Source organism: Pantoea phytobeneficialis (assembly GCF_009728735.1).
GTDB classification, from domain to species: domain Bacteria; phylum Pseudomonadota; class Gammaproteobacteria; order Enterobacterales; family Enterobacteriaceae; genus Pantoea; species Pantoea phytobeneficialis.
In genome coordinates this window covers 135,814-151,959 of sequence record NZ_CP024638.1, presented here as the reverse complement: position 1 = coordinate 151,959, position 16,146 = coordinate 135,814, and the positions used below count along the sequence as shown (strand labels likewise).

8 protein-coding genes are annotated in these 16,146 nt (G+C 48.5%); 3 read left to right on the top strand and 5 right to left on the bottom strand.

Annotated elements, in window-relative coordinates; all coding sequences use genetic code 11:
• Nucleotides 1–155 precede the first annotated feature (155 nt).
• The 4 genes from CTZ24_RS23940 to CTZ24_RS23925 form a co-directional block, all read right to left on the bottom strand.
• Complete coding sequence (locus tag CTZ24_RS23940; RefSeq protein WP_208726738.1) at nt 156–869, bottom strand: EAL domain-containing protein; 714 nt, start codon at nt 867–869, stop codon at nt 156–158.
• Between the two features lie 812 nt (nt 870–1,681).
• Nucleotides 1,682–2,689, bottom strand: coding sequence for an alpha/beta hydrolase (locus CTZ24_RS23935; RefSeq protein ID WP_208726736.1), 1,008 nt, complete (start codon nt 2,687–2,689; stop codon nt 1,682–1,684).
• Nucleotides 2,690–2,963: 274 nt separating this feature from the next.
• A complete protein-coding gene (locus CTZ24_RS23930) occupies nt 2,964–8,540 on the bottom strand; it encodes a hypothetical protein (protein WP_208726733.1) in 5,577 nt (1,858 codons plus the stop codon).
• A gap of 159 nt (nt 8,541–8,699) precedes the next feature.
• Complete coding sequence (locus CTZ24_RS23925; protein WP_208726730.1) at nt 8,700–9,935, bottom strand: RHS repeat-associated core domain-containing protein; 1,236 nt, start codon at nt 9,933–9,935, stop codon at nt 8,700–8,702.
• Between the two features lie 237 nt (nt 9,936–10,172).
• Between CTZ24_RS23925 and CTZ24_RS23920 the strand changes: the two genes are divergently transcribed.
• From CTZ24_RS23920 to CTZ24_RS26860, 3 genes are read left to right on the top strand one after another with little or no spacing between them, the layout of a single operon-like run.
• A complete protein-coding gene (locus tag CTZ24_RS23920; RefSeq protein ID WP_208726727.1) occupies nt 10,173–10,661 on the top strand; it encodes a hypothetical protein in 489 nt (162 codons plus the stop codon).
• 6 nt (nt 10,662–10,667) lie between these two features.
• Nucleotides 10,668–11,234, top strand: coding sequence for a M60 family metallopeptidase (locus CTZ24_RS26865; protein ID WP_256402078.1), 567 nt, complete (start codon nt 10,668–10,670; stop codon nt 11,232–11,234).
• Nucleotides 11,140–11,556, top strand: coding sequence for a M60 family metallopeptidase (locus tag CTZ24_RS26860; RefSeq protein ID WP_367617729.1), 417 nt, complete (start codon nt 11,140–11,142; stop codon nt 11,554–11,556). The genes CTZ24_RS26865 and CTZ24_RS26860 overlap by 95 nt, the downstream gene beginning before the upstream one ends.
• A gap of 140 nt (nt 11,557–11,696) precedes the next feature.
• On the opposite strand, the gene CTZ24_RS23905 is transcribed toward CTZ24_RS26860, so the two are convergent.
• The gene (locus CTZ24_RS23905) at nt 11,697–16,082 is read right to left on the bottom strand and encodes a hypothetical protein (RefSeq protein WP_208726720.1); all 4,386 of its coding nucleotides are present in this window, start codon (nt 16,080–16,082) and stop codon (nt 11,697–11,699) included.
• Nucleotides 16,083–16,146: the final 64 nt, after the last annotated feature.

Here is a 16,146-nt window from a genome sequence, read left to right as displayed (position 1 = left end):
TACCGCCCTTAGCTTACTGGCGCCAATAGCCTGAAAAAAATAAATAATCAATACAACAGGCGCAGCGACGCCTTTGCGACGCTGGCAAAAAAAATAATGGGCAGGACAATGCCGCCATTTTGCTGTGTAAAAAGACGTATATTAAAAATGCAAAGTTATAATATGAATTTCTTATTTAAACTTTCTATTTGCTCAAGCCGCACGCTTTTAAAACATCCACCCTGTACCGCTTTAATATCCGTTTCAATGGCGTGGCATTGCTCAGTGCTTTCCACACCCTCGATGATAATAAACTTACAATATCGCATTATGTTCTTGATAATGACCGGCCAGATACCTGACTTGCTGTAGATCTTAAAAAAGTCATTATCAATCTTTACGGCGTCATAGAGATTTTCCTGCAAAGCTCTCAGGCTGGATTCGCCCGAGCCTAAATCTCCCAACCACAAGCGGTACTCTTCGGCTAATGCCTGCAAGACCCGGTTGCTTCTCCCATCGGAAAGATTTGGAAAACCTTCTGAAATCTCTAAACGTAAAAAGGGTTTTGATTTGGCTAACTCAGCAATCTCCTCATCCTGTATCAGGAGTGCGGCCATATCAAAATCAATAGTGATGGAGCATAAAATATTATTATTTTGAAAATATGCTGTTTTTAGGTCGATAAGCGTGAGTTGATCCTTCAACAGTTTTCTTTTCTGTGCCTTAGCGGGTTTCCCAACCTGCCTGAAAAACCACCCTGGTGCGGCGCTGTCTGTACGTATCTTTACCGCCAGAACATTCCCTGCTCTGTCTACTATCGGTTCCGCTTCAATACCACTGATAACTTTACCTGTTAAGACTTCGCTGAGATTCATGAGAATGTTTTCCATAACACACATCAGATGATTCTCATTCTATGATCACTAATACCAATCAATAAACACTTTACGATCGGTTTTATCTATGTTTTTACCTATCAAAAAATAACCTTTGATCGATCGATCCTTTCCTAAATCGAATGAATAGAATATTGTCCCGAATAATCAGGAAGAGGTAGGCGTTTGGTGGCAATATGCTCTAAACATCAGTCACATAAGCCAGGCGGGAACAAATTTTTGATAAAATACAGTTGGATATTAGCGGTTAGCCTACAATCGCTTAATTCTTAAGACTCACTCCGCTAATCATGTTAATGAATTGTAGCAGAATTTACTGTTTGTGCTGCATAAGCCAACCTTAACTGATTGATTAGCATTTGAAAACTGACATATTAGTTACGTTACTGAACTATTAAGTTTGTGTTTCCTGCATTATCAATGCTGATGAATGGCACTAATCCAGGCCCAGCCTGGGCTGGAAGGCAAAAACCAACACTGGCTAAATTAGCAACAACAACACCTTTAAAATTAATCATTAAGCACAACTTAACTTACGCATTTTTGCAAAATGTTACCCGGTCTGCTGGGCAGGTAAGTATCAACGGTTATTCTTCTCCGAACGTCATCACATCAATTGGCAAAAAACAGGTGGATAACTGTGCTTCTTCGTTCGATTGTCCATTCAATATCATCTTTTCCTATAGAACAGTTGTCCGTCTCTCATTACCGGAAAAGTCGTACTTTTTGTCGGGTATCAGGGTGTCGGGAGGGCGTTACGGGGTGGTAAAAAGGTGAAGGCCAGGTGATTAACCTGGCCTTTGAGATTATTTCAGGTGGGTTTTCAACTCTTCCGCCGCCTGACGCAGCGCTGTTTTCACGGCCGGCACGTTACTCAGTGGATTCAGCAGACCATAGTCGTGGATCAAACCGTTATAGCGCGTGACAGTGACATCCACCCCGGCCTCATCCAGTTTACGACCAAACGCTTCACCCTCATCACGCAGCACATCCAACTCAGCAGTCTGAATCAGTGTCGGCGGCAACCCCTGTAACTGCTCGCGGGTGGCACGCAGCGGAGATGCCAGAATGTTGTTACGATCGCTCTCTTTGGTGGTGTATGCATCCCAGAACCACTTCATCATATTTCGTGTCAGAAAGTAGCCATTCTCGAACTGGTTATAAGAGGCGGTATCGAAGTGCGCATCAGTAACCGGCCATAACATCACGTCATAACGGATCGCCGGGGTATGTTGCTGTTTTGCCTGCAACGCGACAGCGGCCACCATATTCCCCCCGACACTGTTCCCCACCAGCGCCAGGCGTTTACCATCAACGCCTATTTCCTGGCCATGTTCCGCAACCCAACGCGTGGCAGCATAGGCCTGATTGATCGCCACCGGGAAATGCGCTTCCGGTGATGGGGTGTAATTAACAAAAACTGCCGCTGCTCCTGATTCCACCACCAGGTCACGTACCAGGCGCTCATGGGTTGGGAAGTCACCTAATACCCAGCCACCGCCGTGGAAGAACATAAATACCGGCAGCGTCCCGTGTGCCCCTTTCGGTTTGACGATATTTAACTTCAGCGGTTGTCCGTTAACTTCGATGGTTTTTTCAGTCACGTCTGCGGCCGGCAGTACAGCTCCCTTCTGGGCGCCAATCAGCACCTGACGCGCATCATGAGGTGAGAGCTGTTCAATAGGTTTGCCGCCGCTGCTGTTGAGGGCATTCAGGAAAGCCTGCACATGACGTTCTGGTTGTGGCTCTCCCGCCATGCTTGATACAGATACAGCGCCTAATGCAATGGCTAATAATGATTGTTTAATTTTCATGGTGATCCCCTTCTATATCTCGCTATTAAATAGTGCGCTACTTAAGTGAATGAATCCGTGCGCTCGTTGTTTGCTTCGGGTTCAATTTACATAGCGCACTATTTAATAGCAAGCGATTAAAGGCATGAAATTCAATGGACTTTCTCTAATCCATTGAAAAACATGATTAAACTACGGCACAAATTGTTAAGTACGTGCCACAAAAGACCCTGAACAACAGGGTCTTGCCTGTGCGCCATCAAACGTTATAGTCCAGCAGCCAAAAATGCCCTCATTAACGTTTGCGCCAGTCAGTCGGATCCCATTCGGCTTCAACCCTATCGGCAACCTCTTTCGGTACGCTTTCCACCAGCTGTTGAACCATCGCATTGAAAAAGTCCGGAAATGGCAGAGCCGGTTCGATTTTCAGTTTCGGATCGGTCGCCAGGATATCGATAATCCGATCGATCTTCTGCTGGTTACTCTCCGTCACTGGATAGGCCCAACTATCGCGTATTTCACTCGCGAGACGGGCGATTTCTGCATTGGATGAATAGACGCAGGCGTGAAAATAAGACCGGGTAAACTCCTCCAGGTCCTGGAGATAAGCCCGAAACACCGCAGGCGCAGACATCAGCTTATGGAGTAATTCTCGCTGTTCACTACGTACCAACGATCTCTGCCGCTCTGGCCAGTCCAGATAGGGCTCGCCAATGATTTTTTTCGCATGGGGAACGAATTTCCTGATGATGTTATGCCCGTCCTCATGCCTGACCGTGGTGGCAAGAGATTTTTTATGTCCCTGGTTGGCGCAGGATACGGCAATTTCATCTCTTTTTTTATGCTCCGTCGCAAAGCCACTTAGCCCGTTCCAGGAAAACAACTCTCTTTCCGGCATGGTTTTCATATTAATCAACGCATACTGCTTTGTTTTGGGGTTGTAGCCTATTGCATCTTTAAATACCTTGATTCGATATTCTGTATCTGACTCCAGCGTTATCCGATATTGATGCAATAATTTCTCAAACAACGCGACGTCCAGCGTCTCACTTTCAGCAACATGGAAGATTTTTTTCAAACTCTGCGCAATAAAATCAGAATTATGGCTTATGGCCGCGCTAATTTTATCCATATTCAACCGGTCTTCATCATCTATCTGCTCCAGTTCCTTTCTCATCCACGGGAATTTATTCCATACCGTTGAGCCAGTACCAACATATCGGATCCCTCTTAACTCCTCAGGGATAGAAACCGTTGCCAGAAAGACTTCGGTGATATCATCCGCTTTAAAAATCTGATCGCCATAATCATCAATATAGGCCAGTTGCCTCGCTCTGAATGCGGCGTTTGCCACTTCGGACGAGGTCATTTCTGATTTGAACACACTGGCGAAATTCACCAGCTTTTTTGCCAGTGTGGCATAACTATCAATGTCATGCTGCGTGAGGGAATGATCGCTATCCGGAAGCCCGAAGACGTTGATAATATTGTTAATCCCTCTGCCTGCATCCTTTATTTTGCGTAAAAACTCTTTATAGGATGCCTGGTCTGGGGACAATTCAGGGCTGATTGAGGTCAGCACACCACGGGCAATCTCTTCTACCATTTGGCTCAGCTCGAGAAAACCATGCAACGTGATATCACTTTCCGGCAGTGAATCGGCATGTTTCAGCATTGCCAGATGTGCCGGTAGTTTATTCACCTGATTGGCCAGGCAGATAATATCTACCTCCAACTCCTTCACCGTTCTCAGTGACACTAATTTCTTACGTAGATTATATAATTCCAGTATGGCATGCCTACGTACCGTATCGTAAATTCGGCTTAACGCATAACGACCACGAAATATCGGACTTTCGTTAGTACTGGGATCATTTTCGATGCCTCGCCCCATGCGATAAGGGATATTAGCGAATATTTGTGGTTCAAAGGGGATAAACGCGCCACTGGCACAGAGCATGCGGTAGAATGTTTCCCCCTCTCTCGTCTTTATTTTGATTACCAGGCGATTATCATTGAAGGTTGATATGAACATCTCTTCTACCGAGATTCCTTGCGGTACGCTTAATTCGCAGTCGTTATGCTTCGTGCTGGCGTCAGACGGCAACAGTCTGATCAGATTGTCAGCGACGACCTGCAATTTCCCTTGTGCATCTTTAACCACGGTGACCATACGGTCGGGGGGCGCTCCTGCCGGAATCTCGTATCGCAGCTCGCCGGTTGCCGCCAGGGAGGTGCTCGCCACTTCAAATTTCAGCCAGGAGTCGCCGTAGGGATGAAAGAGATACTCTTTTCCTTCTTCGTCGGATAAATAGTGCGCGTAACCCGCCAGCTCATTCAGTTTTTCCATACTGGTCGGCTCGGCCAGGTAGGCCGCTTTCGATAAGGAAGACAACGAAGGTTGCATCTGCTGCGCCAGCCAGGGCTTGAGATCCCGATGAGCGTATAAATCCTCCAGCTCAGGGAAGGAATCCATGAATTCCTTCATTTCATACTCCAGCCATTTTATGAACGCCGTATCCTCCTGTGGTGCCTCAGTGGTAATCCGATACTTCGCCTGGTAGCGCTTTGCCAGGCGAAAGGCTTGTTGTACCCCGTTCTCAACCAGCGTATCGGCAACAGTCCACGCCTCTCCTTCTGGCATCGCCTGTTCCACGCAGACCACCAGCGATCCCAGCTTCACTAATCCGCTTTGTTCGGCTGGCTCCTGTTGCAAGCCAAGACCGAACAGGTTATCGACAAAACTCAGGCACTCACCCAATGGGGAGTGAAAAAGTAATGACAACGTCGTACTCCAGGCGCTCTGAACCAGGGACTCAGCCGATGCCGTGGTTGAAGTGGTCGGGGGCAAGCTGGCGGCAGAAGACGGATTGGACAGTTGTTCCATCTTCTTCACCACAATTTCCGCCAGATTCGCTGCCCACAATTCGCTATCTGCGGGTGCAAAACGCAATAGCGAGGTGGTCAACGTCAGTTGATGACGCGCTGACGCATCGGCCGTTCTGAACAAAATGTTCATCAACGCCTGCTTCTGTATCTCAGTGCGAAATCCGGATCCACTCTGATGTTCTGTCACGTCAAACCAGGTATGCCGGGTGGCATCGCCGATTTTTGGCAGTGGCGTCACCAGAAACGCTTTACCGTTATGCTGAATAATGATCCCGAGACAGGGCTTTAGCGGTGAAGGGTCCTCCGGCCGTGAGACTTGAATGAAGGTCACCGGCAACGGCTGGGGGTAATTTTGTTTCAGCCCGTGCCGCATCTCCCGTGGCAGATCCAGAAAGGTATGTCGGTAAAATGTTCTGAGCGTGGTTTGTACATCGGTTTTAGCCTCGGCCAGTTGCAAATGCGTGATGCCGTGCGGATGGAGAAGTATTTTATCCAGAGCACGCCGGGCCCGGACAAAATCCAGTACATCTGCATACGTTTGGGTTTCCTCCTCCCACCATTCGGTCAGCTTTTTTTTCACTCCTGGGCTGACATACGTGATCTGCCCAAGTTGGTTAATCAGCGTTCCGGTTTTTTGATTGAGCAACATAAACAGCGCAATCTGCCTGATGGCCTGTAATGGAATGGCACTGCGTTTATGATCCGCCACCACCGGAGCGGCCAGTGCCGCCGATAACCCCAACTCGTTAAAACAGGTTTCATCCTGTAATTTCGGGTGCACCGCAAATTCGGTCACCGGAAAAGCGTCTTTGCATTGCTCCTCCAGCAACAGACGAATACGGGCGAGATCCAGTGAACTCAACTGTTCAAACTGTTGCCCCAGCGCTTGGCAAAATGCTGCTGTCTTCTCGGCGGTCAGACGGGCGAATTCTTTAATCGTGATGGTCGGGATTGTAGCTTCAGTCAGGCTCGCAATGATGTTGCTGTTGAGGGAAGCGAAGCCCGCAAAGTGGGTCGCCGGGTCAATCGCTTTCAGAACCCCTTCAATCAGCGGCAGGATCATTTTCCCCAACAACCTCAATCGGGCGCGCGGTTCACCATCGCTCATGATCGCTAACCCGGCAGACCATCCGCTGCGCTGGTCATTCTGTAAATAGGCGAACTCCTTCTCATCCAACACGAATGGACTCTCTTCGTCCGGGCGGGTGATGAGTGTTTGTAATGACAACAATAAGATCTTCAGACGGTTAAGCGGTGTTCGTGGTGTGGTGTCCTGGAAACGGGCATCTTGTCCAATCTCGCGCCGGGACGGATCTTCGGTTATTAATGCCGCATAACGCGCAAATCCGTTTTCCCTTTCATCCGCAGGCTTATGGCTAAGGATCATTTGCCAGAGGTTACAGGCGTGCGACGCCGTTTTAACATCGACCTGCACCGGATCAGCGACCGTTGCTATCAGCGGGATTTCCGACAGACGATCATATTGCACATCATTAACCGGAACCGCCTTTGGGCGACTGTCTACAATGACGTGGCGTGCCAGACGCGTGTGCGTTACGTCTGCCTCATCAAGACGCTGACCGGCAACACCGGTCGGGTTAAGCATCTGCGAAAACCAGTGATCAAAGTTTTGTAAGGCCCCCGCGGCACCTGACGGTAATAACAAAAAAAGTGGCTCCGGCGAAATATGGGTTGGCGGATCGATTATCTCCATCGTAGTCACCGGGCAGGCTCCATCTGCCAGCGAAGAGGAAGGCGCGTCAGTCTTTTCAGGTTGATACGTCAGCAGGGGCAAGGGACTCGGACGCAATTTTGCGTTAAACCCGGTGGCAGGATGGCGGCTCCTGAAATAAACCTGAGTAGATGCGGCATTGATATTACTGAGAAACAACTTCATGTTGTCTTCAGTGGCGCTCCCCACTCCGCCCAGAGAAATGCCGCTGCCTTCTGTGGTCGTATTCATAAACCTATTCGCCGGGCACACCGGTATCTCCAGCACCAGCGTGGAATTTTTTCCCAGTACCATGTTTTGATATGCCGGTGACAGGGTGCGCAGCGTCCCGGCAAAAGGAATATGAATACCCGGTGGGGGTGGCAAGTTATCCGTCTGCGCGAGCACCGTGTTAGTCGGTTCAGCGTCAGCGGGCCAGAGCATCGACAGCAGCTCGCTTTGTATTCGTGCAGGCACCCCGCTCAACTGCACCAGCATTTCGCTGCTGACATACTGCGCTGAAAATTGCTCGGCATACTTAGTGGTGAGGAAGGCCTGTACTTTCGCCTCCATCTCGGCCTCACTCCATTTTTGGACTTCGGCCGGGTGGGTCGTGTTTTTTTCCCACCTCAATGCCTCGCCAGCGAACAGTTCCTGATATAGCGCATTGAATATCTCGATATTGAGTTGTCGGGGCTTAACCTCACTCCCCGCACTCCCGGAGATGCCAATCATTAACAATAAAGCGTGCTGAATCTCGCTTTCCAGGGTCTGCGGCTCGGGTTTAGCGTCGATATAGAGCTGCGCCAGTCGTTGACGGTTGGGCATGGTGTCGAGGAGGCTATTGGCTTTTTCCAGATGGAGAAATTCCGCGACCTGATGGGTCCTGCCACCCAGTAATTTCATCACCGGTTGTTCCAGCAAATAACGAGCAAGCAGCGCAAAACAGGGGTCAAGATAGTTTTTGAGTGCGGCATCGATTGGCAGGTTCGGGTTTTTTAAATATTCCTGCCACAGCGCCACCTGCCGACGGGAGAGGAGTTCTTTTCCCGCCCAGGCGTTGAGGACGGTGGCTACTGCGGGTAACCTGGCAGCCAACTTGTTGGCAGTCAGGCTGGCGACCCGACTTAAACTTTGTGATAAGGGCCTGATAAGTGAAGATTTCACTGACAAAAATTTGTCACCGATGCCATTCAAACGACATAAGGCATTCAGAACCGGAGTAGTGGGTGGAACAGACGACGTGGAACAGACGGGAATATGAGTCATCATTTTTCTTCCATGAAAATAATCGACTTCAAGCGTAGCCTGGTGGTTTTTAACACTGACCTGAAGAACATGAGAAAAAAATGAAGATTTAGTTGCCTCTGCGGCTACACATTGTTCTTGCGCAGAGGCTGGCGACACAGCCCATTAATGTGTCGGGCTTCTTCAGGAATGATTACCCATGTAGGGACAGAAGTACCTACTGTGCCTCGTAAACACACTTTGTTTGTCAAATGTCAGTCTGCATGGCGTGCAGTAAAGTCCGACAGAACCAGGGGCATGGAAGATTGTTATATGTTTATCAAGAAGTTCTCTTCTCGTACACGAAAAGCCACATCTGTCTGCGTTGCATTGAAATGGCTTTTGTCCAAGGTGACTGTGTCTGAAATGCCTGGTAAGGCCCTCCTTTGAGGTGAATTTTTTGCTACAACTTTCCCCGTGGCAAACAAACGGCTTTTCGCCCCGATGTTTACGCATATGAATATGTAGATTTTGTGTTCGGGTGAATGTCTTTCTACAATCAGGCCACATGCAGGAGTGTTTTTTTTGGCATTGTATTTGGGCAATATGCTCTTGCCATTCAGGTTCAGAATGAAAGGAATCGTAGCATCGGTTGCATTGCCAGGTTTGATTACCCCCAGGCACATTCTCTGTGGTCAGCGCCGCCGCATGGTCTTGATGAGACTGGGGTGCGCAGGATACAGAAGAGGAGGTTGAAGGTACTGGCTGCCAGCTCGGGGGATTTTCAGCGGCAGTAACGGGTAAATGCTCCTCCCATAACTCTTGCAGAAGCTCACGATACTCAGATGTATCATTACCCTCGTTTCTTATTACGGCATCAAGATCGAAAGAGGCTTCCCCATTAGTCATACGTCCGTCAGGGTCGTAGCGCGTGACAGGATTATTTCTCAGCATACGAAACAAATTTAACCCCTCTATCGTTCCCGCCGGGTCGCTACTTAGCCAGCGCATCAGCCACGGCACAAAGTAACGCCAGCCGAAATAGATTAACCCGGTGCAATCCCGTTCCTTACCCGCGTAACGTTGAAACTTCAGCATCGCCCCTGTTTGCCTGCCGGTTAACCAGCTTGCCGTGCCACCAAAGGGATACCAGCACTCCTGACTCACCAGGGTTCCCGTTTCATCCACCACGCCGTATACGCTGCCCAGTCTGTCGCTCAGGTTGATATGAATCAGCGTTTGCTGCGCTTCGCGGTAAAGACGATATCTGCCTGCCACGATCATCCACAGATGCTGGTCGTAGGTCTTGCCTGTGGTGCAGCTGCGTACTTCCAGCCCCGGCAGATAACACACCTGCTGCTGACCAGTATCGAATTGGTAATGTTTAACCGCGCGCTGGCCGGGCGCGACATACCGGTAATATTCCTGCTGCTGTGACATAGGTTTTCTCCTGAGAATAGGTCACTCACTTTAGTCACAACCAATCTATTAAAAACATCCGGGTAGATTAGATAGCGTTCACTTGATATGAAAATCCATTCATCGCTGAAATTTATCCTGACACAACGCATCAATAAGATGAGAAATACATGAATTTATAACTGTCTTCCCTGGCACAAGAAAATCTTCATATATGGTTAACAGGCAGTGAAACGGAAAATAACTCAAGGAGTAGTAATGTTTAAAAATATGCTGATAAGTACTATCACCTTAGCCTCGCTTCTGGTAACGGGCAGCTTATTCGCCAGAGATTCACTCTCGCAATTTCCCCCTACCCCGATAAATACCGGGGTGGAAAACTATGATTCTGTTTATATGCAGGTCCATGGCACATCGGAGATTCATCAGGATGCGGCAAGATTGGGTTCATTACCCTGGCATCCGGGTTATCCAACCGGCTATTATGCCGAACCCAATCAACTGGTTCACTATGCTGTTAATTGCCCCAATTACAAAGGCAATATTATGCCTCATCTGCTCATCGGCACTTACAGCCGTTACAAAGACAAAATCAACCCCGATATGTTCGAGCTAAAGCAGGAAATTAATTCCTGGGTCAAAGCGGGTGAAAAAGGCGGTATTATTTACGCTTACACACCAATGAATCAGTTTGTTTATGGCGCAAACTGCCGTCTCAACTTAGTCGATGCCCGGCCAATGCCCTAGTATCGGCTGGGTACGACCACCAATGCCGCATGGCGTGAGATGTTAAATAATTACCCGACGCCTGATGTGGTCCTTGAATCGGAGCGCGCCATTATTGTTGCATCACGGGAAAATGCCCTTCGTTATGTGAATGAAAACCAGGATAAGGTATTGCAGGCGATTGACAAGGCAATCAATGCTCAGGACAACATATTGATGTTAACTAAAGATGAGGGATATATTTACACCAACAGCCGAAGCCAACATAAGATATTAATAACCGAAACCGATGCCCCTGATCCACTTATGTATACAACGAATTACCGCACAGTATTTAATAAAGATGTAATGGGAAATATCCTTACTGAGAAAGGATTCTCGGTGGAGGGCTGGGGGCCATGGCATGAGCTTGGGCACATGCATCAACAGCAAGCATGGCGCTGGAGCAGCATTACCGAAGTGCAGGTTAATATTTTTTTCTCTTGCCGCAGAAAGGGAGATGGGAATTTATCCATCTCAGTGGATGACGTTGGCGCAATCCTGGCCACGCGCGATAAAATTCCTGAAAAAAACCGTCGCACAAAAAGATTATAATCAGGATGCTGAATTAGGTTATGAAGGAAGACTGATGATGTTTCATCAACTCTGGCTGGCGTACGGCGATAATTTTTATCAAACGCTCCACCGCCATTACCGGGTTAGCGCACCAGACTTACCCACTGATGCCGAAAAAATAAACAGTTTTATTATCAATGCCAGTATTTATTCAGGCTATAACCTCGCCTCATTCTTTACTACCTGGGGGCTAATGCCCAAAGATCCGAACGCCTACAATACGCTCATGGCGGAACTGAACGCGTTAAAATTACCGGATACCCGCATTGACCCTTACACCCTGACCGATCTGGCAGACTGATCCCTTTTACTCGCAACATTAGCGGCGCGAACATTCGCGCCGGCTAAACGGATGTTGTATAAATCACCACCGGCTTGTCTTTTTGCGATGTTGCTCTCCCGCCATTAACACCTAACAAACCAGACGTATTGTACCGGTAGCTACACACCAACGACATGAATGGTGGGCAGATGCTGTTCTGACGGTATATTTTCATGGGTATCTTTCAGGCAAACCCATGCATAGGTGACATCGTCATCTTGCTTTGGCGCTAGCGCGCACAACATACCAAACACCATTTCCGCATCCGGCATAATCAGGCGCACAATCAACAGTTCACTGGCGTACAGTGCCTGAAAAAATTCCAGCCGTTGACTTTTATTGTCAGCGGTAAAATCAGCAATATTGAGAAAATGGTGAGTCGGGGATGACCGGTAGAAACGACGTTCGTCTTCACGCCATAACTCCGCTTCGGTTGCTATCACCTGACGAATGCGGTGTTGCAGGCGCCATAAAAAGGCTGGGCTGGACAACTCACTCATAAATATCGGGCCGGCAAGTCGATGTTTTGTCCATGCGACAAACTCTTTTGCCGTATGGGGATGGCTACTGATTCCCGCCAGACGTGCTGCGGTGACGGTGTTGCCTGCCTGTCGGACATTCTCCAGCAATAAATCTTCCGCAACTTCCGGACCTGCCAGAAACGGGGAGGCTTTTTCCTTGTGAGAAGCCGAACCGATGCGCGCAGTCAGGATCAGTTGCGTCGGCTTTTTGCGTTTAGCCGCAGCCAGATCAAATCCAAACGGGGAGAGCGTTGGCCTGATAATCATGATTTCATTGGCATCATGCGGTTGTTGCCAATAATCCACGGTGCGATTGAATTGCTGCTCAAAGATTCTGGTGTGGTTGCGCATGTGCGCCTCCTGCCACTTTTCGGCATTTAATTCCAGAAATGTATTGAGTAGCTTGCTTCCTGTTAACCCGGCGGTGAGCTGACGAAGCAAGTCAAAACCAGCTTGCCACGCAGTTACGTTAAGAGTTGAAGGATGTTGATCGATTTCAAATGCCCAGGGCTGCTGAAAAGCATCCGGCGTACAGTGGGGAGAGGTACCGTAGCGACTGAAAAAATTATTTTCTGCCAGGCAGTTTTGATACAGCCTCTCCATGCCATCTCGTGAACGGGACGGCGGCTTTCTCTCTGAGCGAAACCATTCGAAGGCGGCGATAGTATGGTTGAGAATATTCAGTTTATCGGCCACCCAACTGATTGAATCCTTACCTGGAAATTGCTCCATCTTTACTCCTCTTTTAATGAAGCGATCAAGCGTTGACAAAACGACCGCCCTGCTTTTTAGATCCTGCAATGTGTTGTTGAAAATGTGTGGATCGTAAAGATTGGCCTTGCGCCACATAAAGACATCCCAGATGGCCGGACTGATATCCACTGGATGCTCCATGCGCTCTTGTAATTGCAAAACCAGATTGGTTCCGTAGGCATGCAGATGCTGCTCGATTTCCATCAAATAATCATCTTCGACGGTATAGCTGTAAGGGATACCCGCGGTAGCATTTGCAAGTTGTCGAAATTGTTCCGTACTGGTCTTCTGCCTGAGTAACAGGGCGGCACTGATATTTCTTTGTTGTTGTATATTCAGTAACGGCAAAAATGTGGGTGTCGTTTTTTTCTCTTCTTCGGTCAGAAACCGGTCCACCGTTGCACGGAATTGCTGCCTTGCGGTCCTCCCTGGCGCTGCTGTTACTGTCTGCGACCATTCGCTTGTCCCCACTGGCATAACCTGTAACTGACCAGAGGGGTCCAGTACGCGATAATCGATATTTTGATAATCATCCTTGCTGAGAATAAAAACAAAATTCCCATTGTGATATTGCAATATATAGGGTGTTAGTTTTGTGGCGGTAGAATTGACTGCTGCGGTTTTCTGCAAATACGATAATGGCGTCATCACCCCCTGTTCAATCAATGCACTCGCCTGCACAGTTGTCATTAATTGCCAGCGTTCTTCAGCCTGATCATGCTGTTTGCGCCAGGCATCAGACACGTATTGATCAAAAAACTCGGTAGCCGTAATCTCCCCGTTGCGCATGGCGGTGAGATTCAGTTGCAACTCAGTCGCAAGACTAAGCGATTGCCAGATAGTCGCATGTGCATGTTTATCCGCCAGTGGAAATAATGTCGCTCGTTGACCCACAAGGCTGGCAAAAAGTTGATCGTCATCGCCGTTAATAAAACCGAGATAACAACAATAACTCATCGGGTCCCACCAGACTCCGGCAAATCCATTTTCCGGCAGGCTGGCAGGCGACAATGTATTGTTGACCGGAGAGCGAGTTCTTAACCTCGCCGCATAGCCCGGATAGTCGGTATAGCCGCTCATCAACCCGCGAATCGCCTGCTCAAAATAATCACCTGAAGACACCATGTCGGGTTTTGGACGTTGCCCGGTTATCCAGCTATTCACATCAGATTCAGCCGTTAGCTGGATAATACGTTCCGCATCCAGCTGTTCATACAGGCTACTGCTGTCGCGGTAGAAGGCAAAAAATTGCGTTAACCACTGTTGAAAACGCTCTTTTATGGTATTGAATTCTGTCGCATTGTTCGCACGAGCCAATTGTTGTTGAAAGTTTTGCGATCGGGTTTCCAGATAGCGCGTCAGCAGAGTAACCACCCCGCTATTTTCTTTATCCTGTGATGGCGCGGGAGTGACAGTTTTGCGTTTGAATTGCATCTTGCCAATCTGACCGTCGTCAAAACATGCGGCCGTCAATGTCCGGTTAGAGATATGCGCAGGCGTTTGCAAAAACATTCCCGATTCCGGCACCGGCAGGCCCAACGGGAAGATCAGTCCCCCTTGCTGATTCACGATATCGAATCCAACACCTGCCGCGGTGAATTCGCCGGTGCTATTGGCTTCCCGTGCCAGATACCAGGTAAGTTGTAATTCTCCTCGTGCGTACGCCGTCCGGAATGGTTGTTCTTTCTGCGCTGGCATCGCCAACGTCAGCAATGCATGCTGGTTCTGTATTGCTTTGACAACCAACTCGCCCAGCAGGCGAAGTTCCCGCGGTGTCGCATTGACGAAAGTCAGTTCTTCCAGCGACGCCATTAAATGTTGGTTGTCATTAATACAGGCAACCAGCGGCTTCAACGTTTTCGCCCCGTGTTCAATACAGTGCCCAAAGGTTGCAAGCGCATCTTCGGCAAGATTATTGCCCGGCATGTTGAACAAGGCCAACCGGCTCAATGCATTCATCGGTACGATTCCGGCATCGCGGATTGCAAGGCTGTAAAGTCGCACCAAATCACCATGCACGACGTTTTCCCACCCTAGCTGCTGTGCGATTATGGCGCCCAGACAGAGTTGTCGCCCAATCCCCTCGCCTGCTACCGAGTCGATTAGCGCCGGATCCACCGCAGCCAGATGCCGGGTAAAGTCCAACTGGTGATGGATCGCCGCGCGAATATACCGTCGAACAGCATTTATCGTTGCGCCCTGCTCGCTCTCCAACAGCATTGCAAACCTACGCATGACAGTTTTGACCTGCTCATGCGCAAAACTTCCGTCGCTAAGTTGACGCAGCGTCACATCAGCGCCTGCCAGAGGGGTTTGCAAATAAAAAATGACCTGGGTATAGAGACGTGGAATGGTTGGATGTTTTAACCGGAAGAGATCACTGAGCAACGCCAGCACCCGGTCGGTGTCCATGACCATGTCAGCGGGTAAATAACGTTGGAGTACGCGTAACTGATAATCTACCAGGCGACCATTTTCATTGATGATACTGTTGATCATGGTAATAACGTCATCCGCCTGGACTGAACTCCAGTCAGGCCCACCCAGCGCATAGCCATACAGGCGCTCATGAAAAGGAAGTGGGGAAAAACCGATAAACTTCAGCGCCACATTATTTACTTCTTGCTGATACATCATGGTGTCAGTCACCGCTTGCCATGACTCCATAAGCTTTCGCGAGGCGGTAAATTCTTCCCTCATTCCTTTATATTCAACCACAGGCATTAATACGTCGGGATGATCGCGTTCAACCAGTCTGCGGGAAAGCAAACGTGGCTTACGTTCAGCGATGAAGTCATGCTTGATAAAGCTGAAACTGCCATTATCCATGGTGTAATACTGGCAAAACAGCTGATTTTTATGGATACGACAACTCTGCACGAACGCTTTTTGCACGATAGCGATAAACTCCGCATGCATCTCATCATCATGCATAATTTTAACTTCATGCGCCGCGTCAGCCGTGCTTAATACTTTCTTCCATTCAGCAATCACGATTTTGGTCGCATCGGCAAGGAATGGCGTCAGATTCTGATAACGCATCTCCGGGGTAAGAAATGCCTGCATATTTGCCAGCCAGGCAGTTTGTGCATCAACACCCAACCAATCATCAACAAGATAGTCATTAAATACGCTGGCAGTGTATTCAATTCGTGCATATCTTTCATAGAGTATTTTCAATCTATTTTTTATCAGAAGAGACTCGGAAATATACTCAGCCATCGTAGGCATTTGTGCATCAGGATTTTTCTTCGCATAATTTTCTACATTATCATTAAAATATGATAAGTTCTCG

Excerpts from the sequence above, each read along its gene's own strand:
- CTZ24_RS23935 (WP_208726736.1), bottom strand. The coding sequence starts at position 2,689 with ATGAAAATTAAACAATCATTATTAGCCATTGCATTAGGCGCTGTATCT.
- CTZ24_RS26860 (WP_367617729.1), top strand. The coding sequence starts at position 11,140 with ATGGGAATTTATCCATCTCAGTGGATGACGTTGGCGCAATCCTGGCCA.
- CTZ24_RS23940 (WP_208726738.1), bottom strand. The coding sequence starts at position 869 with ATGGAAAACATTCTCATGAATCTCAGCGAAGTCTTAACAGGTAAAGTT.
- CTZ24_RS23930 (WP_208726733.1), bottom strand. The coding sequence starts at position 8,540 with ATGATGACTCATATTCCCGTCTGTTCCACGTCGTCTGTTCCACCCACT.
- CTZ24_RS23925 (WP_208726730.1), bottom strand. The coding sequence starts at position 9,935 with ATGTCACAGCAGCAGGAATATTACCGGTATGTCGCGCCCGGCCAGCGC.
- CTZ24_RS23905 (WP_208726720.1), bottom strand. The coding sequence starts at position 16,082 with ATGCCTACGATGGCTGAGTATATTTCCGAGTCTCTTCTGATAAAAAAT.
- CTZ24_RS23920 (WP_208726727.1), top strand. The coding sequence starts at position 10,173 with ATGTTTAAAAATATGCTGATAAGTACTATCACCTTAGCCTCGCTTCTG.